This is a genomic window from Streptomyces indicus (genome assembly GCF_900100315.1).
Classification (GTDB): Bacteria; Actinomycetota; Actinomycetes; order Streptomycetales; family Streptomycetaceae; genus Streptomyces; species Streptomyces indicus.
In genome coordinates this window covers 19,560-42,126 of the sequence record NZ_FNFF01000016.1, presented here as the reverse complement: position 1 = coordinate 42,126, position 22,567 = coordinate 19,560, and the positions used below count along the sequence as shown (strand labels likewise).

The 22,567-nt window shown below is 71.9% G+C and carries 22 protein-coding genes and 1 tRNA gene; 11 read left to right on the top strand and 12 right to left on the bottom strand.

The window, feature by feature from the left end:
• Positions 1–55: 55 nt before the first annotated feature.
• Entirely contained in the window at positions 56–1,312 is a 1,257-nt protein-coding gene (gene aroA, locus BLT97_RS29645; protein ID WP_093615663.1) for a 3-phosphoshikimate 1-carboxyvinyltransferase, read from the bottom strand.
• 118 nt (positions 1,313–1,430) lie between these two features.
• Here aroA and BLT97_RS29640 point away from each other — a divergent pair, with 118 nt between their 5' ends.
• Together BLT97_RS29640 and BLT97_RS29635 are read left to right on the top strand one after the other, a co-directional pair.
• Positions 1,431–2,540 (top strand): NAD(P)/FAD-dependent oxidoreductase, encoded by a 1,110-nt coding sequence (locus BLT97_RS29640; protein WP_245769619.1) that lies wholly within the window; start codon positions 1,431–1,433, stop codon positions 2,538–2,540.
• Between the two features lie 206 nt (positions 2,541–2,746).
• A complete protein-coding gene (locus tag BLT97_RS29635; RefSeq protein WP_245769618.1) occupies positions 2,747–3,946 on the top strand; it encodes an MFS transporter in 1,200 nt (399 codons plus the stop codon).
• A gap of 67 nt (positions 3,947–4,013) precedes the next feature.
• On the opposite strand, the gene BLT97_RS29630 is transcribed toward BLT97_RS29635, so the two are convergent.
• Both BLT97_RS29630 and BLT97_RS29625 read right to left on the bottom strand, forming a co-directional pair.
• Complete coding sequence (locus tag BLT97_RS29630) at positions 4,014–5,030, bottom strand: MBL fold metallo-hydrolase (protein ID WP_093615657.1); 1,017 nt, start codon at positions 5,028–5,030, stop codon at positions 4,014–4,016.
• An 83-nt stretch (positions 5,031–5,113) separates the two neighbouring features.
• On the bottom strand, positions 5,114–6,007 hold the full coding sequence (locus BLT97_RS29625; protein WP_093615655.1) for a serine hydrolase: 894 nt from the start codon (positions 6,005–6,007) through the stop codon (positions 5,114–5,116).
• 39 nt (positions 6,008–6,046) lie between these two features.
• On the opposite strand from BLT97_RS29625, the gene BLT97_RS29620 reads away from it, so the two are divergent.
• Positions 6,047–7,015: a LysR family transcriptional regulator gene (locus tag BLT97_RS29620; RefSeq protein ID WP_093615882.1), complete on the top strand. Its 969-nt coding sequence runs from the start codon at positions 6,047–6,049 to the stop codon at positions 7,013–7,015.
• 114 nt (positions 7,016–7,129) lie between these two features.
• Here the strand turns inward: BLT97_RS29620 and BLT97_RS29615 are convergent, their stop codons facing one another.
• Together BLT97_RS29615 and BLT97_RS29610 are read right to left on the bottom strand one after the other, a co-directional pair.
• Positions 7,130–7,753: a VOC family protein gene (locus BLT97_RS29615; RefSeq protein ID WP_093615653.1), complete on the bottom strand. Its 624-nt coding sequence runs from the start codon at positions 7,751–7,753 to the stop codon at positions 7,130–7,132.
• A 247-nt stretch (positions 7,754–8,000) separates the two neighbouring features.
• The gene (locus tag BLT97_RS29610) at positions 8,001–8,489 is read right to left on the bottom strand and encodes a GNAT family N-acetyltransferase (protein ID WP_245769617.1); all 489 of its coding nucleotides are present in this window, start codon (positions 8,487–8,489) and stop codon (positions 8,001–8,003) included.
• 142 nt (positions 8,490–8,631) lie between these two features.
• Between BLT97_RS29610 and BLT97_RS29605 the strand changes: the two genes are divergently transcribed.
• Positions 8,632–9,243: a class I SAM-dependent methyltransferase gene (locus tag BLT97_RS29605; RefSeq protein ID WP_093615651.1), complete on the top strand. Its 612-nt coding sequence runs from the start codon at positions 8,632–8,634 to the stop codon at positions 9,241–9,243.
• Positions 9,244–9,327: 84 nt separating this feature from the next.
• Positions 9,328–9,404, top strand: a tRNA-Trp gene (locus BLT97_RS29600).
• Between the two features lie 94 nt (positions 9,405–9,498).
• On the opposite strand, the gene BLT97_RS29595 is transcribed toward BLT97_RS29600, so the two are convergent.
• Positions 9,499–10,395 carry an NAD-dependent protein deacetylase gene (locus tag BLT97_RS29595; protein WP_093615649.1) on the bottom strand — a complete coding sequence of 299 codons (897 nt, stop codon included), beginning with the start codon at positions 10,393–10,395 and terminating at the stop codon, positions 9,499–9,501.
• 187 nt (positions 10,396–10,582) lie between these two features.
• On the opposite strand from BLT97_RS29595, the gene BLT97_RS29590 reads away from it, so the two are divergent.
• Positions 10,583–11,341 carry a hypothetical protein gene (locus tag BLT97_RS29590; RefSeq protein ID WP_245769616.1) on the top strand — a complete coding sequence of 253 codons (759 nt, stop codon included), beginning with the start codon at positions 10,583–10,585 and terminating at the stop codon, positions 11,339–11,341.
• A gap of 13 nt (positions 11,342–11,354) precedes the next feature.
• Here BLT97_RS29590 and BLT97_RS29585 read toward each other — a convergent pair whose 3' ends face one another.
• Entirely contained in the window at positions 11,355–12,290 is a 936-nt protein-coding gene (locus BLT97_RS29585; RefSeq protein WP_093615645.1) for a helix-turn-helix domain-containing protein, read from the bottom strand.
• A gap of 228 nt (positions 12,291–12,518) precedes the next feature.
• Here BLT97_RS29585 and BLT97_RS29580 point away from each other — a divergent pair, with 228 nt between their 5' ends.
• Positions 12,519–13,523, top strand: a complete 1,005-nt coding sequence (locus tag BLT97_RS29580) for a saccharopine dehydrogenase family protein (protein ID WP_093615878.1) — start codon at positions 12,519–12,521, stop codon at positions 13,521–13,523.
• Between the two features lie 66 nt (positions 13,524–13,589).
• On the opposite strand, the gene BLT97_RS29575 is transcribed toward BLT97_RS29580, so the two are convergent.
• From BLT97_RS29575 to BLT97_RS29565, 3 genes are read right to left on the bottom strand one after another with little or no spacing between them, the layout of a single operon-like run.
• A complete protein-coding gene (locus BLT97_RS29575) occupies positions 13,590–15,692 on the bottom strand; it encodes a xanthine dehydrogenase family protein molybdopterin-binding subunit (protein WP_093615643.1) in 2,103 nt (700 codons plus the stop codon).
• 38 nt (positions 15,693–15,730) lie between these two features.
• Positions 15,731–16,726, bottom strand: a complete 996-nt coding sequence (locus tag BLT97_RS29570; RefSeq protein WP_093615641.1) for an FAD binding domain-containing protein — start codon at positions 16,724–16,726, stop codon at positions 15,731–15,733.
• A complete protein-coding gene (locus tag BLT97_RS29565) occupies positions 16,723–17,253 on the bottom strand; it encodes a 2Fe-2S iron-sulfur cluster-binding protein (protein WP_093615639.1) in 531 nt (176 codons plus the stop codon). Before BLT97_RS29565 ends, BLT97_RS29570 begins: the two co-directional genes overlap by 4 nt.
• Positions 17,254–17,643: 390 nt before the next feature.
• On the opposite strand from BLT97_RS29565, the gene BLT97_RS29560 reads away from it, so the two are divergent.
• From BLT97_RS29560 to BLT97_RS29550, 3 genes are all read left to right on the top strand, one after another.
• Complete coding sequence (locus BLT97_RS29560) at positions 17,644–17,844, top strand: hypothetical protein (protein ID WP_093615637.1); 201 nt, start codon at positions 17,644–17,646, stop codon at positions 17,842–17,844.
• Between the two features lie 89 nt (positions 17,845–17,933).
• A complete protein-coding gene (locus tag BLT97_RS29555; protein WP_093615635.1) occupies positions 17,934–19,421 on the top strand; it encodes an aminotransferase class I/II-fold pyridoxal phosphate-dependent enzyme in 1,488 nt (495 codons plus the stop codon).
• Positions 19,422–19,428: 7 nt separating this feature from the next.
• Positions 19,429–19,818: a VOC family protein gene (locus BLT97_RS29550; protein WP_093615633.1), complete on the top strand. Its 390-nt coding sequence runs from the start codon at positions 19,429–19,431 to the stop codon at positions 19,816–19,818.
• A gap of 14 nt (positions 19,819–19,832) precedes the next feature.
• On the opposite strand, the gene BLT97_RS29545 is transcribed toward BLT97_RS29550, so the two are convergent.
• Positions 19,833–20,540 carry a GAF and ANTAR domain-containing protein gene (locus tag BLT97_RS29545; protein ID WP_176953934.1) on the bottom strand — a complete coding sequence of 236 codons (708 nt, stop codon included), beginning with the start codon at positions 20,538–20,540 and terminating at the stop codon, positions 19,833–19,835.
• 315 nt (positions 20,541–20,855) lie between these two features.
• Between BLT97_RS29545 and BLT97_RS29540 the strand changes: the two genes are divergently transcribed.
• The gene (locus tag BLT97_RS29540) at positions 20,856–21,239 is read left to right on the top strand and encodes a YrdB family protein (RefSeq protein ID WP_093615629.1); all 384 of its coding nucleotides are present in this window, start codon (positions 20,856–20,858) and stop codon (positions 21,237–21,239) included.
• A gap of 69 nt (positions 21,240–21,308) precedes the next feature.
• Here BLT97_RS29540 and BLT97_RS29535 read toward each other — a convergent pair whose 3' ends face one another.
• Positions 21,309–22,391, bottom strand: coding sequence for a winged helix-turn-helix domain-containing protein (locus BLT97_RS29535; protein ID WP_093615627.1), 1,083 nt, complete (start codon positions 22,389–22,391; stop codon positions 21,309–21,311).
• Between the last annotated feature and the right edge of the window lie 176 nt (positions 22,392–22,567).

Sequence of the window (22,567 nt, the reverse complement as noted above, 5' to 3'; positions counted from 1 at the left end):
CGGTGTGGCTCAAGCCTCTTGTGGCTTACGGCGAGCACTTCCGCGCGGCGGTGCGCTATGCGCCCGCCGCCTCCCAACGGTGGCTCAACCTCCCGAACGCCTCATGGAATCCGGGGAAGGTCTTGCGCACGCACCCGGGGTCGTCGAAGGAGATCCCGGGTGCGCGCAGCGCGGTCACGGCGAAGGACATCACGATGCGATGGTCGCCGTAGGTGGTGATCTCGGCGGGCCGGGGTGTGCCGGGGTGGATTTCCAGCCAGTCCTCGCCGGTGCGCGCCTCGATGCCCAAGCGGCGCAGGTTCTGTGCGCAGGCCTCGAGCCGGTCGCACTCTTTGACGCGGGTGTTGTGGACGTCCTCGATACGGACCGGTCCGGACGCGAAGGGCGCGAGCGCGGCCAGCGTGGGCATGGTGTCGGAGATGTCGCGCATGGCGACGGTGAGACCGCTGAGCCGGCCGCTGCCGCGCACCGTGGTCGCGTCCGCGCCGACCTCGACCTCGGCTCCCATTCGGGCCAGGACCTCGGTGAAGCGCAGGTCGCCCTGGAGGGCTCCGGCGCCGAGCCCGGGGACGGTGACCTCGCGGCCGGTGAGAGCGGCCGCGGCGAAGAAGTAACTGGCCGTGGAGGCATCGGGTTCGACGGTCCACTCGGTGGCGGTGTAGCCGCCGGGCGGCACGGTGAACACCACGCCTTCCGCGGTGTGTTCGCGGCCCACCTGCACGCCGAAGGCCCGCATCATGGCCAGGGTGATCTCGACGTACGGCGCCGACACCAAGCGGGTGACGGTGATGCGCAACCCTTCTGCGGTCAGCGGTCCGAGCAGCAGCAGCGCCGTCAGGTACTGGGAGGACTCCCCCGCGTCCAGCACCAGCCGGCCGCCGCGGACCCCGTTCGCCTCGACCCGGAGCGGGTGGTGGCCTTCGGCCCCTTCGTGGTGCAGGGACACGTCCAGGGTGCGCAGTGCCTCGGTGAGCGGGCCGAGCGGGCGGCGGCGCATCTGCGCGGAGGCGTCGAAGCGGAAACTGCCGTGGCCGGCCGCCGCGAGTACGGGCAGGAACCGGGCCGTGGTCGCGCCGTCCCGGCAGTACACCTGCGCCTTCGTGGCGGGCGGTCCGGCCGGGCTGCCCTCGATCCGCCAGCTGTCGGGGCCGCGCTCCACGCGGTAGCCGAGTCCGGTGAGCCCTGCCGCGAAGCCTTCGGTGTCGTCCGACACGAGCGGCTTGCGCAGCACGGTCGTGCCCTCGGCGGCGGCCGCGAGGAACAGGGCCCGCGCGGTGATGGACTTCGAGCCGGGGATCTCGACGGGGGTCACGTCCTGCTCCTGGGGGAAGGGTCCGGTTGGTGGACGGCGGCTGACCGCATCCTGTCCGGTGCGCCGGCGCGGTGCAGACTCGTCCGCCACCTGGACGGCGGCCGTGAGGAGGGGGCCCGTGCAGCGGACAGGACGGATAGCTGTCATCGGGGTGGGCGTGATCGGGGCGAGTGTGGGCTGGAACCTCGCCCGGCACGGCGCCGAGGTGGTGTTCATCGACGCGGGCCGGCCGGGCGAGGGCGTCACCGACTGGTCCTTCTCGTGGGTCAACGCGAGCAACAAGACCGCGCGCAGGTCCTACTTCGACCTGAACGTCGCCGGCCTGGCGGCGCACCGCGAGCTGGCCGACACCATCGGGCCCGAGTCGTGGTGGCACCCGGGCGGCCACCTGCGCTGGGCGGACGACCCCGCGGCGGAGCAGAAGTTCCTCAAGACAGCCGAGCTGCTCGCCAGTTGGGACTACCGGGTCGAGACGTATACGGGAGCCGAGGTCCGCGCCCGCCTGGAACCCGCCCTCGCGCTGCCCGACGATCGGCCGGTCCTGTTCTACCCCGACGAGGCCTGGGTGCACGGACGCCGTCTCGTCGGCCGCCTGGTCGGCCGGGCCCTCGCATCCGGCGCCGAGCTCCGGTCCGGCAGCGCGGTATGCGAGATCGGCACCGGTGCCGAGGGAGGCATCCGGTCCGTCACCCTGTCCGACGGGAGCCGTCTCGACGTGGACGTCGTCGTGAACGCGGCGGGCCCCGGCGCCTGCCGCGTCGCGGAACTCCTGCCGCGGCGCTTGCCGATGCTCCGGGAGCCAGGTGTCGTCGCCCGGCTCGACTGTGCTTGGGTGCCCGTCCGCCGGGCCATGCACGCGCCGCACATCGAGATCCGTCCTGACGGTGACGCCTCGGTCGTCCTGCACAGCCGCGAGATCGACGCGCTCATCGACGCAGGCGAGGATCCGGGCCGGCTCGCCCGGCTGCTGCACGAGTCGGCGTGCCGCGTCGTGCCCGAGCTGGCCAACGCACGCATCGCAGGGTCGCGGATCGTCAACCGGCCCATTCCTGCCGACGGTTGGCCCTCGGTGGGGGCGGTACCGTCCGTGCCGGGCTACTACGAGGCCGTCTCGCACAGCGGGATCACGCTCGGGCCGCTGATCGGCCGGCTGCTTGCCGCGGAGATCCTCAGCGGGAAGGGGGACGAGCTGCTCGAGGATTTCCGCCCCGAGCGGTTCACTGCGTGACAGTGCAGGTGGGCGTCGCCGACGGCCGTGGCCGGGCAGGCGGAACCCGGGCGTCCAGCCGGTAACTCCGTTGTACCGGGCGCCGTTGTGGGAGATCATGCGCGTTTGTGACCTCGCGACCAGATGAACCCGTTGACGAAGCGACCCCGCTCGCCCCCGCTGTCGCCGCTCCTCCTCCGTCCCCGCCGGTGCACCGGGACGGCAACGTGTTGCGCTGGCTGATCGCCTACACGTTCTCCGTGGTCGGCGACGCCGCCTACTTCGTGGCACTCGGCTGGGCCGCACAGAAGGTGGCCGGTCCGGCCCAGGTCGGCATGGTGATGGCGATCGGCGCGATACCCCGGGCGATCCTCATGCTCGGCGGAGGTGTGATCGCTGACCGGTTCGGCCCGCGCCTCGTGGTCATCTCCTCCGACGCGGTGCGCGCCGTGGTGATTCTCGCGGCCGCCGCGACGCTCGCGTTCAGCACGCCCGGCCTCTGGCTGCTCGTCGTGCTCGCCCTCGTCTTCGGCGTCGTGGACGCCCTGTTCATGCCGGCGGTCGGGGCCATGCCGCCCCGTCTCACCGGCCGCGACCAGTTGATGCGCGTGCAGAGCCTGCGCAATCTCGTGCAGCGCTCCGGCCACATCGCCGGTCCGCCGCTCGCCGGCTTCTCGATGGGCCTGGGCGGGCCCGCCGCCGCGTTCGCGGTGACCGGCGCCCTGTTCACCCTCTCCCTGCTCCTCCTGGTCGCGGTCCGGCTCGCGCCGCTGCCGCCCGAGGAACAGCCGGCCGCGGACTCCACGGTCCGCCGCGACCTCGTCGACGGCATCGTCTACCTGCGCCATCAGCCCGTCGTGGGCCCGCTCGTCCTCTCCGGACTGCTCTCCATGATCGGCTGCATCCCACCGATGGCGGTCGGCGTCATCGTGCTCGCCGAGGAACGCGGCTGGGGCCCCTCGGGCGGCGCCTGGGTGAACGCCGCCCTCAGCGCCGGCGTCTGCACCACCTCTCTCCTGCTCATCGTGCGCGGCCGCTTCGCCCGCGCCGGGCACTGGCACAACATCACCCTGATCATCGCCTCCGCCGGCATCGGCCTGATCGGCGTGATGCCGAACCTGCTCCTGGCGGCCATGGTGGCGCTCGTATCCGGCCTCGTCTCCGGCCTCTGCGGCGGACTGTCGCTGGCCCTGATGCAGTCCAACACCGCACTCGCCTTCCAGGGCAGGGTCGCCTCCGTCCAGGCGCTCAGCGCGGTGGGCATCACCCCGGTGATGTTCCCGCTCTTCGGCCTCCTGGCGGACGCGTGGGGCGCAGGACCGACCTTCCTCCTCTTCGGCTGCATCAGCATGCTCGGCGCCACGGTCTCCACCGCCTCCTACGCCGTCCGCCACGCCGACCTGGACTTCGCGAAGACCGCGCACTGAACCTGCGTCCACCACGCGGCCGGCAGGCGCGTCCGAAGGTTCCGCGGGTGCGCGGACCTGGGCTTGCTCAGCGGGCCGCCGGTCGCATGTCCCCGCCGTACGTCGTGCGGTAGTCGGGGATCACGATCCGGCTCGTCGGGGACGCCTGGCGGACCTGGGCGACGAACCCGTCCAGGTCCATCGCCGGGTCGCGGCGCGGGGGTTCGCTGAGCGGCTCCTCGAAGTTGTCCCAGTGCACGGGGACGACGACGCCGGGCCGGTCCAGAGCCCGCAGGAGTCGGGGTACGTAACGGGCGGTGGCGGTGCTGGAGGGCACGGCGACCATCGCGAGGTCGGGACGGAGCCCCTGGACGGCCCGTTCGGCGAAGTCGCTGGCGCCCATGAGGAACGCGGCGGGGCCGGTGCGTCCCGCGGTCACCTGGAAAGCGAGCGTGTCGCCCTCCGGCAGGTCCTTGATGGTCTTCGGGGCCGTGGCAGGCGGGGAGTTGAGTGTGCCCGGGGCGAAGTAGGAGTGCCGCTTGTTGCGGCTGTGCAGGCTGGGCACGACCTCGACGGTGATCCCGTCGAAGTCCAGTAGCTCGCCGCCTTTCACCACGGATATCTGCTCCGGATCCACGCCGAACGCCACCAGCAGGTGGAAGGTGGTCTCGGTGCCGACGATGCGCGCACCGGTGGACTTCGCGATCTGGGGCACGTCCGCGATGTGGTCCCAGTGCGAGTGGCTGACCAGCACGAGCTCGGGACGGCCGATGTGTTCCCGTACGAGATCGGGATCGGACTCCAGCCTGGTCTCCGGTTTGAAGTCCCCTTCGTACAGGCCGGTCTTGAAGCGGGTGAGGTACGGGTCGAAGAGCACCGTCCGGCCGCCGACGTCGATGCGCCAGCCGGACGTCCCGAGCCAGCGGAACGAGACAGGACCGGGCGCGGTGACGCCGTGCGCGGCCTCGTCGGGGCTGGTGGTAGCTGAGGCGATGCCGGGGATGAGCGGGGCGGCCGCGCCGAGTCCGGCCCCGCGCAGGACCGTGCGCCGGCCGACTGACGGGATTCTGCGCTTCGGGCGCTGGGCGCCTGTGTTGTCGTTCATGACTTCAGGAGATCAGGGCCCAGCCCCCGACGTCCAAGATCAAAATCCGGTGGCGGCCATACGCATCCGCATATGAGTCCAGGTCAACACCCTTGGCCGCGAAGGAAGTCGACGGCGATCCTGGCCGTGGCGCCGATCGCGGAGTCCACCGCCGTCCGCGCGGCGGTCGGTTCCCGCGTACGGGCGAAGACGGAGACCGCGTAGCTCCCGCCGTCCGGATAACGGACGACTCCCGCCTCCATGTGCAGTCCGGGCAGGGTCCCCGTCTTCGCCGCGACCGTCACCTCGTCGGGAAATCCGGACACCATCCGGTGCCGGAACACCTGACGGGACATCAACTGCCGTACCAGAGCACATGCCTGGGCCGGTCCCGCCTCGTCACGCCAGACAAGCCGCAGCAGCCGGGTGATCTCGCGGGGAGTGGCGGAGTTGGTGCGCTGCGGATCGAGCACGCCGAGCCGGCTCTTTCGCTCGTCCGGCAACGAGGGGTACAGCTGGGCGAATTCCTCCTGGTCCGCCGCGCCCACCTCGGCCAGCATCGACGCCAGCGCCTCCCGCGGGCCGCCCACGATCCGGGTGCGGTCGAGTCCGAGTTCCTTGGCCAGGAGCTGCACCGTGTCCGGTCCGACCCGGGCCAGGAGCAGATCCGCCGCGGTGTTGTCGCTCACCGAGAGGGCGAAATACGCCAGATCGCGCAGCGACACCTCGATGTCGTCCGCGCACCCCGCCGTCCCCCAGCCGCCGAGCCGGTCGTGCGCCGTCACCCGTACCCGCTCACGGGGATCGAGCTGGCCGGCGGCCACCTGCCGGGCGAACTCCAGGACCAGCAGCACTTTGAACACCGAGGCGATCACGACGGGTTCGTCCGCGCCGACGGCCACCTCCGCGGCATCCGGCGCGCGCCCGACCGGGACCGCGTGCAGCACGCCCTCGGCCCCCGCCGCGGCGAAGACCTCGCGGATCCGGCTCTCGACCATCGGTTCGCTCCTCTCATAAGGTGCCTGGCTGTGGATCTCCTGCGCCACCTGCGCATCTTCGTGGTCGTCGCCGACGAGCTGCACTTCAGCCGGGCCGCCGACCAGCTTGGCATGGCCCAGCCACCCCTCAGTCAGGCGATACGCAGGCTGGAGAGGGACCTCGGTGCCGACCTGTTCGACCGGACGCGCCGCCAGGTCCGGCTGACTGCTGCCGGCATGGTGCTCCTCGACGAGGCACGTGAACTCCTCGCCAGGGAGACGCGGTTGAGGACCCTCGCCCGCCGCGCCGGGGACGGCGGCCTGGGGGCGCTGCGTGCAGGCGTTCCGCCCGACACCACGGTCGCCACCCTTTCCTTGCTGCTGACGGCCTGCGCGGAGCGGTCCCCGGGCCTGTCCGTCGATCTCCAGGAGATCACCACCGAGGAGCAACTGCGGCTGCTCGCCTCCGGTGAGCTCGACGTCGGCCTGGTCCATCAACCGGTGGACGCCACGGAGCTCCGCCTCGGACCGGAAGTACCCGCGGAACTGGGTGTCGTGCTGCCCCGCGCCTCCGCGCTGGCCCGGCTCCCCGAGATCGCCCTCGGTGACCTGTCAGGGCATGACCTGGTGCTCTTCCCCCGTGCGCAGGCGTCCGGTTGGTACGACCGGATCCTCGACACCTGCCGTGCCGAAGGCTTCGTACCCGGTCGCGTCCGGCACGCCGCCAGCCCCGAGTTCCTGCTAGCGCTCGTGTACGCGGGCCACGGCGTCGCCTTCGACCAGGGGCCGGTGGCCCGCAAGGAACCGCGCGTGGTGTGGCGGCCGTTGGCGGGCCGCCCCCTCGTCCGGCGCACCACCGGGGCCTGGCCGGCCGGGCGGTCAGCCCACCCGGCGGCCCCGCACTTCGCCGAACTCGCGGCCGGTGTACTCGCCCGCGACCGCACGGCTTCCGTCACCCGTGACGAACAGCCCGGCCGGGCGGAGGGGCCGCTGCGCCCGTGGTCGGTGGTCTACGGGGAGTCGGGCTGATGCGGCGCATCCGGCGGGGCGGCCGTGACAGGAGCAGCCGCCGACCCGGCACACCTCGTGCTCCTCGGTACCCGTCCCGCACCGAGCGGGGTCACGCCCAGGCACCGAGCGGGCTCACTCCCAGCGGAAGCCGTCCGGGTCGGTGAGCGTGCCCGGCGCGCCGCTCAGGATCAGGCGGTGCGAGCCGTGGCCTTCGGCCGGTACGCCGAGGTCCTTGGCCAGGCCGGTCCTCTTGTACAGGGCGAGCTTGGCCGGGCTCTGCTCGCCGGTGTCGAACTCGGCGTACTTGCCGCCGAAGGAACGGGCCACGCGCAGTCCGCGGTCCGCGTAGAACTGCCTGCTGGCCTTCACGTCCTGGACGCCGAGCAGCACCACGACCTCGTCGATCTCAGGGGTGCTCGGAGCGGTGTTCTTCTTGGCGGAGGTGGCGATCTTCCAGAGCGTGCCGTCCGGTGCCTGGACCACACCGCCGTATCCCCACAGGGACTTGGCCGTGGGCCTGACGACCGTGGCGCCCGCTGCTACGGCTTGCTGGACGAAGTGGTCGACGGTGGCGGGCTGGGACACGGTGAGGGCGATGGTGAAGCCGCGGAACCCGGAGGCGCTGTCGGCGCTCTCGCGCAGGGACACGAGGGAGCCGACTCCGAAGGCGGCGTAGAAGCGCTGGGCCTGCTCCACGTCGGGCACTTCGAGGGTGAGGGCGGTCAGGGTGGCGGGGGTCGCAGAGGTCGTGGCCATGAGTGAGACTCCTTCGTGGCGTGGGCGGTGCGTGGGCTGGTCCCCGTGTGCGAAGTCGTGGTCCGAAGGCCTCCGGGGAGGCGCTCGGTACGTGTCTCATCTCAGCGAAAACCGTCCCGCGCGGCCATGGGCGTGGGACGGCGTGGGACACCGGCAGGGCGGTGAACTGCGGCGACCGGCTCGAATTGGCGTGGCCGGTGACGGGACACCGCGCGCCGCGAAGCAGGCGGCCGGCGCGCGGTTCCGGTCAGCTGCCGGGCTGCGCGACGGCGCTCCGGTGATGCGAACACCCGTCCGCCTGCGTCGCCTTGGGGATGCGCATCCGGCGCAGCAGGTCACGGGTGAAGCGGTTGTCGAGCGTCGTGCGCCAGGTGAGATCCGGGTACTGGGCGCGCAGATGCGACAGGGCCCTCGTGCCCAGACCGCAGCCGCGGAACGGTTCGTCGAGCACCACACCGGTGACCACGCCCTCGGCGCACAGGTCGCACGTGCGGTAGGTCACCCGGCCGACCACCTTGCGCACGTGGACCAGGAGCAGACATGCGGACTCCGCGTCCTCGGGCGCGCTGGAGCGCAATAACTCGACTCCGCGATAGGCCAGTAGCCGCCGATGCCACCGCTCCTTGGTGCGCGCGGGACGCCGGCGATGCCTGCCCTCGGACCGGCGGTGGGAAGCGGCCTGCCGTACGGACCGGCCGCGTGCGCTGTTCATCGGATACGTCAGCAGTCCTTGCATGCGTGCCGGGTGCCCCGCCTCGGGGCACCCATGTCTCAGCCCCCCCGCACCACATGGCCCCGCCGGTGTCACGCAGCTGCGGCCTCGCGCAGTGCGGTGGCCTCGCGCAGGGCGACGGCTTCGCCGACCTATAGTCGGTCGCATGAGCCGTTGGCAGGAACTGACCGGTGGGACGTCCGGTAACGAGTACGCGGCGCGCTTCGACGCGCTGGCACGCAGTGGCAAGGACGTGCACGGCGAGGCCTCATTCTGTGCGGCGTTGCTGCCCGCCGGCGGCCGGGTGCTTGACGCCGGGTGCGGTACCGGGCGGGTGATGATCCGGCTCGCTGAGCTCGGCTACGACTGCGTGGGCATCGACCTCGACGCATCGATGCTCGAGGTGGCACGGACTCAGGCGCCGGAACTGCCCTGGTTCCTCACGGATCTCGCCGAGTTCGACCCGGCCGGACTCGGCATCCGCGCCGACTTCGACCTCGTGGTCGCCGCCGGCAACGTACTGCCGCTGCTCACCCCCGGGACGGAGGCCGCGGTGGTCCGGCGGCTGGCCGCCGCCCTGGCCCCGGGCGGCCTGCTGGTCGCGGGCTTCGGCCTGGACGCCGCACACCTGCCCGTGCCGCCCACCATCACGCTGAAGGAATACGACACTTACTGCGCCGTGGCCGGCCTCACCCTGGTCGACCGCTTCGCCACCTGGGACGCGGCCCCTTACGACGACGGCGGTTACGCGGTCAGCGTCCACCGCCTCGGGTCCTGAACTCCGCAGACGGCGAGCCCGCACAGGTGCGGGGAAAACCCCGTAGAGGCGCGGTGGGGTCTGTGCCAGACTGACGCACGTCCAAGGGGTGTAGCTCAGCTGGCCAGAGCGCCGGTCTCCAAAACCGGATGTCGCAGGTTCGACTCCTGTCACCCCTGCCACGACTCGGGCCCTCGGCCCGGGGCACCGAAGCCGCGTTCGGGCATGACGGAGTCGCAGATGCGGCTCGCCCACGCGCCGACAGCGGGCATCCGATCAGGGACGTGTCACCTGCCGCACCACCCACGACAGCGTTTCCCCCAGCGGCAGTTCGATTCGGGCCGTGGCCCAGCGGTCGCCGCGGGTCGGGCCCTGGTTGACGATCAGGACCGGGGTGCCGGCGTCCGCCGCCCGGCGGACGAACCGCAAGCCCGACATGACGGTCAGGGATGAGCCGAGGACGAGCAGGGTGTCAGCGGTGTCGACCAGGTCCCGGCATCGCGCCACGCGCCCGGGTGGCACGTTCTCGCCGAAGAAGACCACGTCGGGTTTGAGTACGCCGGTTCCGCAAACCGCGCACGGCACGAGGCGGAACTCCCGTACCGCCGCCTGGGGCAGTTCCACGTCTCCGTCGGGATTGACCCGCGCGGCCCGGTGCTGCTCGGCGACCCGCTCGAACTCCGGGTTCGCTGCGCGCAGCCGCCGGTCGAGTGCGGCGCGGCTGTCCTCGTGGCCGCAGTCGAGACACACCACTCGGCCGAGGCTTCCGTGCAGTTCGATCACGTCGTGGGCTCCGGCGGCCTGCTGCAGGCCGTCGACGTTCTGCGTGATGACGCCGGTGACGAGGCCGGCGCGGCTCAGGGCCGTGACCGCGCGGTGTCCGGCGTTGGGCTGTGCCCGGGTCATGGCCCGCCAACCGAGCTGACTGCGGGCCCAGTACCGCCGGCGGGCCGCCTCGCTGCCGACGAACTCCTGGAAGGTCATCGGTGTGTGCCGTCGCAGCGACCCGTGCTCCCCACGGTAGTCCGGGATGCCGGACTCGGTGGACAGGCCCGCGCCGCTGAGCACCACGACCCCGCCCGCCCGCACGGCTTCGGCGACGGCCGTCGGATCGTTCGTGGCGGCGGGCAGGTCGTCGGAGGGTTCCCAGTTCAGCGTGGGTCTGATCCGCATGCCCGCCAGCGTACGCAGAGCGGAGCACCGAGGACGGGTCGGCCCGGGCCTCAGACCGCACCGGTTCGAGGCGGGGCTTCGCGCGCTCTTCCGGAATAAGGAATTCCAGGCATTTGACGACATCACACGGGTACCTGGGCGCAGCACGACCGGTGCCGTCGGGGCACCGGTGCCGAGGCTGAGCCTCATGGACCGAGCGAGGGAGCACAGGATGCGGTTGAGCGGGCGAGTCGTGGCGATGGCGGTGGCCGGTATCTGCGCTGCGGGTGTGGCCGGCTGCGGATCGGATGACGGAGCCGCGGAGGCGTTCGAGGGGGAGAGCGCCGATGCCATCGCGGCCAAGGCCGTCGAGGCGACCCGGGACGCCGACTCCATGCGGATGCAGGGCGAGATCAGCGAATCCGGGCAGAAGGCCTCCATCGACCTGGCCGTCGACCAGCAGAGCAACTGCGAGGGGACGGTCACGCAGGACGGTGCGAAGGCCGAGATCCGCCACACCGGGAACACGCTCTACCTCAAGGGCGACGAGGCGTACTGGCAGGCGAACCTGAAGGGTCAGCAGGGTTCGGACAAGATCGTGGACAAGGCGGCCGGCAAGTGGGTCAAGGTGCCGGGCCAGGAAGAGCAGCTGGCAGGGATGTGCGACAAGCAGAAGCTCGTCGCGTCCTTGGACGAGGACAAGTCCGAGCGCAAGGGCATGAAGCGGGACGGCACCGCCGACGTGGACGGCACCCCGGCCGTCAAACTGACCAAGAAGTCCGGCGGCGAGACCCACACGCTGTACGTCGCCGCCGAGGGCGACCCGTACATCCTCAAGTCCGTCGTCGAAGGCGGCGACACCCCGCAGAGCACCACCTTCAGCGACTACGGCGCCAAGGTCAGCCCCGAGCAGCCCTCGGGGGACGAGGTCGTCGACCTCCAGGAGATCGCGGGGGCGTCGCGGTAGAGCGGCCGCGCCTTCAGGCGCGGAACGTGCGCCGATAGGTGTCGGGAGGCACCCCCACGCTGCGGTGGAAGTGGCGCCGCAGGGTGGTGGCGGTGCCCATGCCGGTGGTCGTCGCGATGGTGTCGACGGTGGCATCGGTGGTCTCCAGGAGTTCCTGGGCGTGCCGGATGCGCTGGGTGTGCAGCCACTGCAGAGGTGTGGCGCCGGTGAGGTGCTTGAAGTGGCGGGCGAGATGGCGTGAGCTCATACGGGCCTGGCGGGCCAGGTCCTCCACGGTGAGCGGTTGGTCCAGGCGCTCCAGCGCCCAGGGAAAGAGGTCGCGCAGGGGGTGGTTGCCGGGCTCGGGCAGCGGGGTGGCGATGAACTGGGCCTGGCCGCCGTCCCGGTGGGGCGGGATGACCAGGCGGCGGGCGATTCTGTTGGCGCCGGCCGCGCCGTGGTCGAGGCGCACCAGGTGCAGGCACAGGTCCATGGCGGCGGCTTTGCCGGCGGAGGTGAGCACGTCGCCGTTGTCGACGTAGAGGACCTCCGGATCGACGGTGGCCGCCGGATGGCGCCGGGCGAGCTCCGCGGTGTGGGCCCAGTGGGTGGTGGCGCGCCGGCCGTCGAGCAGTCCGGCGGTGCCCAGAACGAAGGCGCCCGTGCAGAGCGAGGCCACGCGGGCTCCCGCCTCGTGGGCGGCGCGCACCGCCTCGACCAGCTCCGCCGGTGGTTCGCAGTCGGTGTCGGCCCAACCGGGGACGATCACGGTGTCGGCGCGGGCGAGCCCGTCGAGTCCGTGGTCGGGCTCAAGCCGGAAGCGGCCCACCTGTACGGGGCCGCTGCCACAGACGGAGAAGTCGTACCAGGGGTCCACGACGTGGGTCAGGTCGGAGCCGAAGATCTCGACGGCCACGGACATCTCGTAGTGGAGCATGCCGTCGGTGACGGCCAGCGCGACGGAGGGCATGTCCGAAACTGTACGCGTCATGTCATTTCCGACGCTCGTGAAGGGTTCAACTCCGGGGACAGGATGTGGGGGTCGGGCCGCGGCTGATCAACAGCGCGGCAGGTGTCGAAGTGCGCTGGGGAGCGGTGGATCATGGGATCAGGTTCGCGTGCAGGTGTCGGTTCGAGTGCAGGTCTCGGTTCGGGCGCGACTGCGAGCTCGGATTCGGGTTCGGGTCGGCTGGTGGCGGTGTTCGGGGCGTACGGTCACACCGGGCGGTTCGTGGTCGCGGAGCTGGTCGCCCGGGGATTCGTGCCGGTGCTGTCCGGGCGCAACGGGCAGGCGCTCAAGGAACTGGCCGAAGAGCTCGGGCTGGAGGCCCGGACGGCTTCGGTCGAGGACCCGGCGTCGCTGGACCACGCACTCGCGGGCACGGCGGCGGTCATCAACTCCGCGGGCCCCTTCGCCTCCACCACCGGACCCGTCATCGAGGCCGCGCTGCGGGCCGGTATCCCCTACCTCGACGTCGCCGCCGAACTCGAGGCGAACCTCGACACGTTCGCCCACTACCGCGCCCGCGCCCGTGCGGCGGGAGCGGTGATCGTCCCGGCCATGGCCTTCTTCGGCGGCCTCGGCGATCTGCTCACCACCGCGGCGATGGGCGACTGGGCCGAGGCCGACGAGGCCCACATCGCGTACGCGCTCAGCAGCTGGCATCCCACCGCCGGCACCCGCCTGTCGGGCGCGGTCTCCCGCGAGCGGCGCGGGGACCACCGGCTGCGGTACGCCGGCGGACAGTGGGAGCGACGCAGCGACGCGGCGCCCACCCTGGAGTGGACCTTCCCGGAGCCGGTCGGGCCCCGGGAGGTGATCGGGGAGTTCACGATGGCGGACGTCGTGACCGTCCCCCAGCACCTGTCCATTCCCGATGTGACCACGTACATGACCGCCGACGCGGTCCGCGACGTCGCCGCCCCGGACACCCCGGCCCCGACCGCCGCGGACGAGAACGGCCGCTCCGACCAGACCTTCCTCGTGGACGTGCTCGTACGCGCCGGCGGAGCCGAACGCAGGGCCACGGCCCGCGGCCGGGACATCTACGCCGTCACCGCTCCCCTGGTCGTCGAGGCACTCGACCGCGTCCTGGGCGGCCGCACCCGCACCACGGGCGTCGCCTCCGCTGGCGAGATCTTCGACGCCCGGGACTTCCTCGACGCGCTTGCCCCGCACGTCACCGTCGACCTGCGTCCGTAGGACACGGAGCCCGCCAGACACCGGGCGCGCCAGGACACGGAGCCCACCACGACACGGGACCCGGCGTCAGAGACAGCCGAGCACCCGGTCCGGTGTCAGGGGCAGTTCGCGCAGGCGGGCGCCGGTCGCGTGGTGGACGGCGTTGCCGATCGCAGCGGCCGTGCCCACGATGCCGATCTCCCCGATTCCCTTGCTGCCCATGGGGTTGAGGTGGGGATCGTCCTCGTCGATCCAGTGCGCCTCGACGGCGGGGATGTCGGCCTGGACCGGCACGTGGTAGGCGGCGAGGTCCCGTTCCACGAAGTCGCCGAAGGCGGGGTCGAGGGTGCTGCCTTCGGTGAGGGCCATGCCCAGGCCCATGGTCATCCCGCCGATGAACTGGGAACGGGCGGTACGGGGGTTGAGGACGCGGCCCACCGCGTAGACGCCCAGAAGGCGGCGCACCCGGATCTCGCCGGTGACGGTGTCGACGCCGACTTCGGCGAAGTGCGCGCCGAAGGCGTGGCGCGCGTAGGCACTGTCGGCGTCGGCAGTTCCTTCGGTGTCGGCCACGGCCTCCACACCCTCCGCGGGCAGCGAATCGCCCTCCAACTCGGCCAGGCGCGCGGCCAGTTGGGTACTTGCTTCGTGGACAGCCCAGCCCCACGAGGCGGTGCCGGAGGAGCCGCCCGCCAGCGGGGCGTCGGGCAGGTCGCTGCTGCCGATGTCGATGCGCACCCGTTCCACCGGTACACCCAGTGTGTCGGCGGCGATCTGTGCGAGCACCGTACGGGCGCCGGTGCCGATGTCGGTGGCGTTCACGCGGACGGTGAAGATGCCGTCGGCGGCCGCGTGCACGCTCGCCCGGGAGGGGGAGACGTTGGCGGGGTAGGTGGCCGCCGCGACGCCGGTGCCGATCAGGGTCGGTCCTTCGGTGCGGGCGCGCGGGCGGGGGTCGCGGCCGGCCCAGCCGAAGCGGCGGGCGCCTTCGCGCAGGCAGGCGGCGAGGTTGCGGCTGCTGAACGGGCGGGAGCTGTCGGGTTCGGTGCCGGTGTCGTTGCGCAGCCGCAGTTCGATCGGGTCGATGCCGAGAGCGACGGCGAGTTCGTCCATCGCCGATTCCAGGGCGTACATGCCGGGTGCTTCCCCGGGGGCCCGCATCCAGGACGGGCTGGGCACGTCGAGCGGCAGGACCCGGTGGGTGGTGCGGCTGTGCGGGGAGGCGTACATGACGCGGGTGGCGGCGGCCGCGGTCTCGACGAACTCCTTGATACGGGAGGTGTGCGAGGTGACCTCGTGGATCACGGACAGCAGGATGCCGTCCGGGTCGGCTGCGAGGCGCAGGCGCTGCACCGTGGGTGAGCGGTGACCGACGACCGCCGGCAGATCGCCGCGCGGCAGGACGAGGGTGACGGGCCGTGCGGTGACGCGGGCCGCCATGGCGGCGAGCACCACGTGCGGTCGCGGCGTGCCCTTCGCGCCGAAACCGCCGCCGACGTGCTCCGACGTGACGGTGACCCGGTCCCCGGGCAGGTCGAACAGTTCGGCCAGGACGTCGCGGACCTTGGTCGCGCCCTGGCTGGAGTCGTGCACGACGAGCCGCCCGTCCTGCCACTCGGCGGTGGCGGCGTGCGGCTCCATGGGGTGGTTGTGCAGCGGGGGCACGCGGTAGGTGGCGTCGATGTGGACGGGCGCCGAGGCGTGGACGGTGTCGGGCTCGCCGCGGACGTGCTCGCCGGAGGTGCCGTCGGAGTCCTCGGGCACGTAGGCGTCCGGGCTGTCGCCGCGCAGCGTCACCTCGTGCGGTTCCTCGGCGTACGTGAGGCGCAGGGCCTCGGCACCTTCGCGGGCGGCTTCCAGGGTGTCGGCGACGACGAGGGCGACGTACCAACCGCGGTGCGGGACCCGGGAGTTCTGCAGCACGGCGAGGGTCGCGTCGTCGCTCTCGGCCAGACGCGGGGCGTTGAGGTGCGTGAGGACGGTGACCACGCCGGGCACGGCGCGGGTGTGCTTGTCGTCGATGTCGGTGAGGGTGCCGCGGGCGACGGTGGCCGGCACGGGCCAGGCGTAGGCGCGCCCTTCGGGGTGGTGCTCGGCCGCGTAGCGGGCGGTGCCGGTGACCTTGTCGGGACCTTCCCTGCGTTCGGCGGGCGTTCCGAGAGCGCTGGATGTGGCGACGATGTCCGGCATGGTGGTGCTCCCTGCAATACGGAAGAGGGCGGGGCGGCTCAGTGCCGCGGGGCGGCGGCCGCCAGGCGGGTCAGGACGTCGTGGGCGAGGTTGCGGACCAGCGGCACCTTGAAGGCGTTGTCCCGCAGGGGCTCCGCCGCCGCGAGTTCGGCGCGCAGCGCGCGGGAGAACGCCGCGTCGTCCGCGGCACCGCCCAGCAGCGCCTCCTCGGCCCGCCGGGCCCGCCAGGGCCGGTGGGCCACGCCGCCGAAGGCGATCCGTACGTACCGGATCCGCGCATCCTCGACCGAGAGGACCACGGCGGCCGACGCGAGCGCGAAGGCGTAGGAGGCCCGGTCGCGGGCCTTTCGGTAGGCGGAGGGAAGGCCGGCGGGGGCGGGCGGCAGCAGGACCCCCGTGACGAGTTCGCCGGGGGCGATCTCGGTGTCCTGGTCCGGGCGGTCCCCGGGCAGCCGGTGGAACGCGTCGGCCGCCACAGTCCGCTCCCCCTGCCGGCCGTGCAGTTCGACCTGGGCATCGAGCGCGGCGAGGGCGACCGCCATGTCGGAAGGGTGCGTGGCGATGCACTGGGACGAGTGGCCGAGGATCGCGTGATCGCGGTGCACGCCCTCGCGCGCTCCGCAACCGGAGCCGGGGGCCCGCTTGTTGCAGGGCTTGCTCAGGTCCTGGAAGTACGGGCACCGGGTGCGCTGGAGCAGGTTGCCGCCCGTCGTGGCGGCGTTGCGCAGCTGGCCGGAGGCGCCGGCAAGCAGTGCCTGGGACAGCACGGGATAGCGCTCGCGCACCAGAGGATGCGCCGCGAGATCGCTGTTGCGCACCATGGCCCCGATCCGGACGGACCCGTCGGGAAGCTCCCGCACCTCGCCGAGCGGGAGCCGGCTGACGTCGACGAGGGTGCCGGGGGTTTCGACGCCCTGCTTCATCAGATCGACGAGGTTGGTGCCGCCGCCGAGGTAGCGGGCACCGGGATGGTCCGCGTACAGCGTGGTCGCTTCCTCGACCGTACGGGCGCGCAGGTACTGGAAGGGTTTCACCGGGCCACGTCCTCCACGGCTTCGACGATGTGCGGGTAGGCACCGCAGCGGCACAGGTTGCCGCTCATCCGCTCCCGGATCTCGTCCCTGGACAGGCCGACGGGTGCGGCCGGATCGGTGCCCGGATCCGTCACGTACGAGGGACTGCCGGCCGCGGCCTCCGCGAGGGCGCCGACCGCCGAGCAGATCTGGCCTGGGGTGCAGTAGCCGCATTGGAACGCATCGCGATCGAGGAAGGCCCGCTGAAGGGGGTGCAGGTCGCCGTCAGGTCCGTGCAGCCCTTCGACGGTGGTGATCTCGTCCGCCTCGTGGGCCACGGCGAGCAGCAGGCAGCTGTTGACGCGTCGCCCCTCGACCAGGACCGTGCAGGCCCCGCACTGGCCGTGGTCGCACCCCTTCTTCGCGCCGGTCAGACCGAGCTGCTCGCGCAGGACGTCGAGGAGCGTCGAACGGTGGTCGACGGTGACCTCGTGGACGGTGCCGTTCACGGTGAGGCGCACGTCCGAACGGAACGCGTCGGTTGCCATGAGCGCTCGCTCCTCTTCCAGGTTCCGCGGTGTCGTCGGTCGTGCGTGGCCGTCTGTCCAGCCTGGGTCAGGACAGAGGCCCCGGCACGTCGGCGGGCCGCTGCGGGCGACGGCCGCAGGTCACGCCGGGCTCCGGTCAGGTGCCCGCTCCGGGCCTTGGTACACGAGTGACACCGGATGCCCCGCTTCACACCTGTGCGCCTGCACATGCCATGACCTGCTCCGCATGCGCGGGCCCATCGGGCGCGCCACCATGAGGGAGTACGCGCCCTGGTGACGCGACGGGGTCGGGGCAGGTCGCAGCGTTACGGATTACCCGGGCGCGACGGGGGCACCTGCAACAGTCGACGCCCCGCATCCGTGGCAGCGAGTTTTCAGGAGTGATCGTCGATGTCCAGCCCGCAGCACCAGTCCGACCAGGATTCCTCGGCTCCCGACCCCGACTCCGCTCTCGGCGAGGTCTTCAAGGAGGTCGAAGAGGCCGAGACGCGCGATCCGGGCCTCGGCGGGGCGCCCGGCGAGCACGAAGGCGAGGCGGGAGACGCCCTCACCCCGAACGAGGAAGCCCAGGAAGAGGCCTCGGGCCGCTGACCGCGGGCGACTGAGGGGCAGGGCGGGCGCCCGACGCGCGCCCGCCGTGGAGCCGGCCGGAAGCAGGACCGTAGAGGGGACGTACGCAGGTGGACCAGACGGAAGCACCGGTGCTCGAGGCGCTCGCCGCCTACCACGAGCGCGACGAACTCGGTTTTACCCCACCCGGACACAAGCAGGCCCGCGGGGCCGACCCCGAGGTGCGCAAGGTCCTGGGCGATGCGGTGTTCTTCGGCGACGTCCTGGCGAGCGGCGGCCTGGACGACCGCCGCGAGCGGCACCAAGTGCTCGAGCGCGCCGAGAAGTTGATGGCCGAGGCCGTGCACGCGGACCACACCTTCTTCTCCACCTGCGGGAGTTCGCTGTCGGTCAAGGCGGCGATGCTCACCGTGGCAGGCCCGCACGAGAAGCTCCTGGTCAGCCGGGACGCCCACAAGTCCGTGGTGGCGGGGCTCGTCCTGTGCGGCATCGAGCCGGTCTGGATCGAGCCGCAGTGGGACACGGAGCGCCGCCTGGCGCACCCGCCCTCCCCCGCCGCGTACGAGAAGGCGTTCGACGCGCATCCCGACGCCAGGGGCGCCCTGGTCACGAGCCCCACCCCCTATGGCGCCGCCGCGGATCTCAGCGGGCTGGCCGAGGTGTGCCACCGGCGGTCGCTGCCGCTGATCGTGGACGAGGCGTGGGGAGCTCATCTGCCGTTCCACACCGATCTGCCGTCCTGGGCCATGGACGCGGGCGCCGACATCTGTGTCACCAGCATCCACAAGATGGGCAGCGGCCTGGAGCAGGGCTCCGTGTTCCATGTGCAAGGCGATCTCGTCGATCCCGATGCGCTGTCGCTGCGCGCCGACCTCCTCGGCACGACCAGCCCCTCCGTGCTCCTCTACGCGGGTATCGACGGGTGGCGCCGGCAGATGGCCCTGCACGGCACCGAACTCATGTCGCACGCGCTTGAACTCGCCGCCGGCGTACGGGAGTCGATCGAGGCGATCGACGGCCTGCACGTCAACGACCGCGCCGACTTCTGCGGGCCGCGGGCCGCCGCCGACTTCGACCCGCTGCCCGTGGTCATCGACCTCAGCGGTCTCGGCATCTCCGGCTACCGCGCCGCCGACTGGCTGCGCGCCCACCACCACATCGACCTGCATCTGTTCGACCACCGGCGCATCAGCGCACAGATCACGCACGCCGACGACGACGCCACCACCGAACGCCTCCTGGACGCGCTGCGCGATCTCGTCGGCCACAAGGACGAGATCGGCGCGGGAGAGCCCGTGGCCGTGCCCGACCCGGCGGACCTGCGCATGAAGCAGGCGATGCTCCCCCGGGACGCCTTCTTCGCCCGTACCGAGGACGTCCCGGCCGCCGAGGCCGCGGGCCGCATCGCCGCCGAGATGATGACGCCCTACCCGCCCGGCATCCCCGTGGCCCTGCCCGGCGAACGACTCACCGAGCCGGTCCTGACGTATCTGCGCACCGGGATCGAAGCGGGCATGAACGTCCCGGACGCCACCGACACGACGCTCGGCACCGTCCGGGTGGTCCACCACGACGCAGCTCACCCCGAGACGCCATGAAGACGCGATGACCGAAGACCCTCTGTGGATCAATGCGCTGATCCTCGACGCCGCCGACCCTGAGCGGCTCGCCTCGTTCTGGTCCGAGCTGCTCGGCAGGCCCGTGGTGGACCGTACGGGCCCCTACGTATGGCTCCGGCGGGAGGGTGGCCTCGGCCTTGGCTTCCAGCGGACCGACCGACCCAAGTCGGGCAAGAACCGCCTGCACTTCGACCTCAGCTCTCCCGACCCGGCGGCCGAGCAGGCGCGCGTGGAGGCTCTCGGCGGGCGCCGTCTATCGGAGTACGACGAGGGCGGGTTCCTGGTGATGGCGGACCCTGAAGGCAACGAGTTCTGCATCATCCCCGAGACGACTGTGGGCACGGACGAGGCAGGACGCGCGCACTACCTCGACTGACCCCGGGGGACGCTTCAGTCCCGAGACGGCGGATCCAGGACCTCCTCGGCGATACGGGGCAGCGGACGCCCGGTCGTGAACGCCTGGCCGCGCAGCCGGGCCATTGCCTCTTCCACGGAGATGCCCAGCTTGGCGGAGAGCCGCTGCGCCGCCTGGCGGGTGGTGCCCCAATGCGCATCGATCTCGTCGGCCGGCTCCCACAGCGGGAGATCACCGAACGCCAGCAGTTCCCAGAAGGCGGGGAACAGCACCTTGGCGACCGCGCGAGCCGCCGCCTCCGCCTGGCCGACGGTAGGGGCGTCGAGCTCCAGAGGCTCATGACGTAGCAGATCCACCGAGCCGAACACTTTGCCGTCGAAAGCGAGCGGGAAGGCGTACACGGCACCGACCGGTGCGAGCCGATCATCCAAGTGCGCCTCGAACAGCGGCCATTGCGGCAGGGGAAGGCCGAAGTCCTCCACGAGGACGGGGCGACCGGTCGCGGCGGCGCTCACACACGGTCCTTCGCCCGCCACGAACTGCGCCTCCTCCAGGCGCAACGCCAACTCCCCCGACGCACACAGGAGTTGCCGGTACGGGGTGTCGGTCAGAAACGCCACAGTCGCCTCGTCCACCGGCAGCCCCTCACACAGGGCACGACACAGCCGCCTGGGCAACTCCTGCGCCTTCGCCTCGCGCGCGGCGGACAGCACCCTGTCCGCTGCCGTGAAACGGCTGTTCATCACGATTCCCGTCTCCCGTGCTCTGCGTGCTGCGTCCTGGGGCCTGCGTTCAGTGCGACGGGTACCCGCATCCGCGCATGCACGCGCGACAGCCCCGCTCCTTCTTCGAGGCAGTCGTCCTGCTTCCTGACCGCCTGCCTCTGACGGAGTGACCGGCTGGTGGACCATGTGATCTCAGCGAGTCGGCATCAGCGGACCTCGCCGAAACAACACGTCGATCCGTCCGAGCTGACATGATCCACGGCAGGGCGAGCACGGGCCGACAACAACAGGGGGCGACGACATGCTGGTTGCGACGCGCATGGAGGCGGCCGCATGAGCGAGACGCTGGCGCTCGCCAACAACGACGTCATGCTGGCGATCCGCTTCCTCCTCGAAGTGGTCTCCCTGCTATGCCTGGCCATCTGGAGCTGGCGCAAAGTCCCCACTCCGTGGCGATGGCTGGTGGTCGTCGCCCTGCCCGTCGCCGCGGGCTGGGCGTGGGGCTCCTTCACCGTGCCGGACGACCCGTCCAAGGGCGAGACCGACATCCGCACCCCCGGCCCCCTGCGCCTCCTCCTCGAACTCGCCGTCTTCTTCGGCGCGGTGGCCGCGCTCCATCACGCCGAACTGCGCCGCGCGGCCCGCTGGCTCCTCGCCGTCATGGTCGCCTACCAAGTCCTCGCCTACGACAGAATCGGCTGGCTGCTCAGTCACTGACCAGCCGTCTGCCTCCGCCGTGCGGGCACGTATGCCCACACGACGCCCGCATGACCGTGGCCGTGGGCTTCACAGACGGCCCTGACCAGGGTGGACTCGACGCGTCGATGAGCGCTCCCCGTTCGTGGCGGCGAGGGCCGATCCCAGGCCGGTCCGTGCGTAACGGACGACCCGGCCCCGGCGGCGTCGGTCGACCAGTCCCGCCCGCAGCAGGATCCCGAGGTGGTACGAGACAGTCGCAGTGCTCCAGCCGGTACGCCGGCTCAACTCGAGGGTGGACGCGGGCGAGTCGAGCGTGGTCAGCAGCGCGGCTCTGGTCACGCCCACCAGCTCCGTCAGCGCCGATTCCGCCGCGCCCACCGGCCGCTCCCCCAGAGCACCGATCCCGCGCGCCCGGTAGAACAGCACCGGCGTATGCGGGCGTTCGGCCGCGAACAGCACCGGACCGACATGCGTCGTGGCCGGGACGAACAGCACCCCTTCTTCCGCCCAGTCGATGACCCCCGAGTAGGTGCGCTCCAGTACGAGCTCGGTGCCGGTCCAGCGCATCCGCTCGCCGAGCTCGTCGAGGACCGCTGCCGCACCGTGGGCGGCCATCCGGTCGGCATGCGCGCTGATGTCGGCGTCCAGCACCGCCCGCACCCGCGGCCAGTCCGGCGCGAGAACGCGCTCGAACAAGGTCGCCATCGCCGAGGCGGCCGCCGCCGCGACGGCCGCGCCGCCGTCCTGTGCCGCCTTCGCGAGCGCCGGGGGCATCGGCCGGCGCCACCGCTCGTAGGCCGCTGCGCCGGGATGCAGAGCGGCGACGTGGGGCCAGACCCGCCGGCCGCGGATCGCGATGTCCAGCTGGTAGTCGACCTCCTCGCCCGGGGTCGCCGCGATACGGGCGGCCACGTCCGGCATCGACTCGCCGTGGCGCGGCACAGGTGTCAGGAAGTCCGGCGCGTAGCTGTGATCGTCGGGCACCAAGGCCTCGAGGAGCGCCAACTGCCGTGGCGGCAGAGCCCGTCGGGCGCGGGCGTACCACTCCCGCGCGTGCGGGGCGGGATGCCGCCCGCGGTGCCGCAGCACACCGACGACCTCCATCGCCGCGGACGTGGTGAACCGCGATCTGCTCCACGCCCGCGCGTCCAGCTGCACCCTCATCGCCATCCCGAGAGTGTCCCATCGCCGCGATGCGCGGCCGAGGGATTCGAAGGCCCTCGAACGACGGATTCGAAGAGCCTCGAATCCATGGCGGCCGCCGTCGCCTCCGCCGGATGGTGATCCGCGACCGTGTCACCACCACCGAGGAGACGCCTTGATCCCCGACCACAAAGCCACGTCGC

Bases quoted from the DNA above. Each gene is read 5' to 3' on its own strand.
- BLT97_RS29630 (WP_093615657.1), bottom strand. From the start codon at position 5,030: ATGAACGACAACACAGGCGCCCAGCGCCCGAAGCGCAGAATCCCGTCA.
- BLT97_RS29625 (WP_093615655.1), bottom strand. From the start codon at position 6,007: ATGGTCGAGAGCCGGATCCGCGAGGTCTTCGCCGCGGCGGGGGCCGAG.
- BLT97_RS29615 (WP_093615653.1), bottom strand. From the start codon at position 7,753: ATGGCCACGACCTCTGCGACCCCCGCCACCCTGACCGCCCTCACCCTC.
- BLT97_RS29610 (WP_245769617.1), bottom strand. From the start codon at position 8,489: ATGCAAGGACTGCTGACGTATCCGATGAACAGCGCACGCGGCCGGTCC.
- BLT97_RS29605 (WP_093615651.1), top strand. From the start codon at position 8,632: ATGAGCCGTTGGCAGGAACTGACCGGTGGGACGTCCGGTAACGAGTAC.
- BLT97_RS29595 (WP_093615649.1), bottom strand. From the start codon at position 10,395: ATGCGGATCAGACCCACGCTGAACTGGGAACCCTCCGACGACCTGCCC.
- BLT97_RS29590 (WP_245769616.1), top strand. From the start codon at position 10,583: ATGGACCGAGCGAGGGAGCACAGGATGCGGTTGAGCGGGCGAGTCGTG.
- BLT97_RS29585 (WP_093615645.1), bottom strand. From the start codon at position 12,290: ATGCCCTCCGTCGCGCTGGCCGTCACCGACGGCATGCTCCACTACGAG.
- BLT97_RS29575 (WP_093615643.1), bottom strand. From the start codon at position 15,692: ATGCCGGACATCGTCGCCACATCCAGCGCTCTCGGAACGCCCGCCGAA.
- BLT97_RS29565 (WP_093615639.1), bottom strand. From the start codon at position 17,253: ATGGCAACCGACGCGTTCCGTTCGGACGTGCGCCTCACCGTGAACGGC.
- BLT97_RS29560 (WP_093615637.1), top strand. From the start codon at position 17,644: ATGTCCAGCCCGCAGCACCAGTCCGACCAGGATTCCTCGGCTCCCGAC.
- BLT97_RS29550 (WP_093615633.1), top strand. From the start codon at position 19,429: ATGACCGAAGACCCTCTGTGGATCAATGCGCTGATCCTCGACGCCGCC.
- BLT97_RS29545 (WP_176953934.1), bottom strand. From the start codon at position 20,540: ATGAACAGCCGTTTCACGGCAGCGGACAGGGTGCTGTCCGCCGCGCGC.
- BLT97_RS29540 (WP_093615629.1), top strand. From the start codon at position 20,856: ATGAGCGAGACGCTGGCGCTCGCCAACAACGACGTCATGCTGGCGATC.
- BLT97_RS29535 (WP_093615627.1), bottom strand. From the start codon at position 22,391: ATGGCGATGAGGGTGCAGCTGGACGCGCGGGCGTGGAGCAGATCGCGG.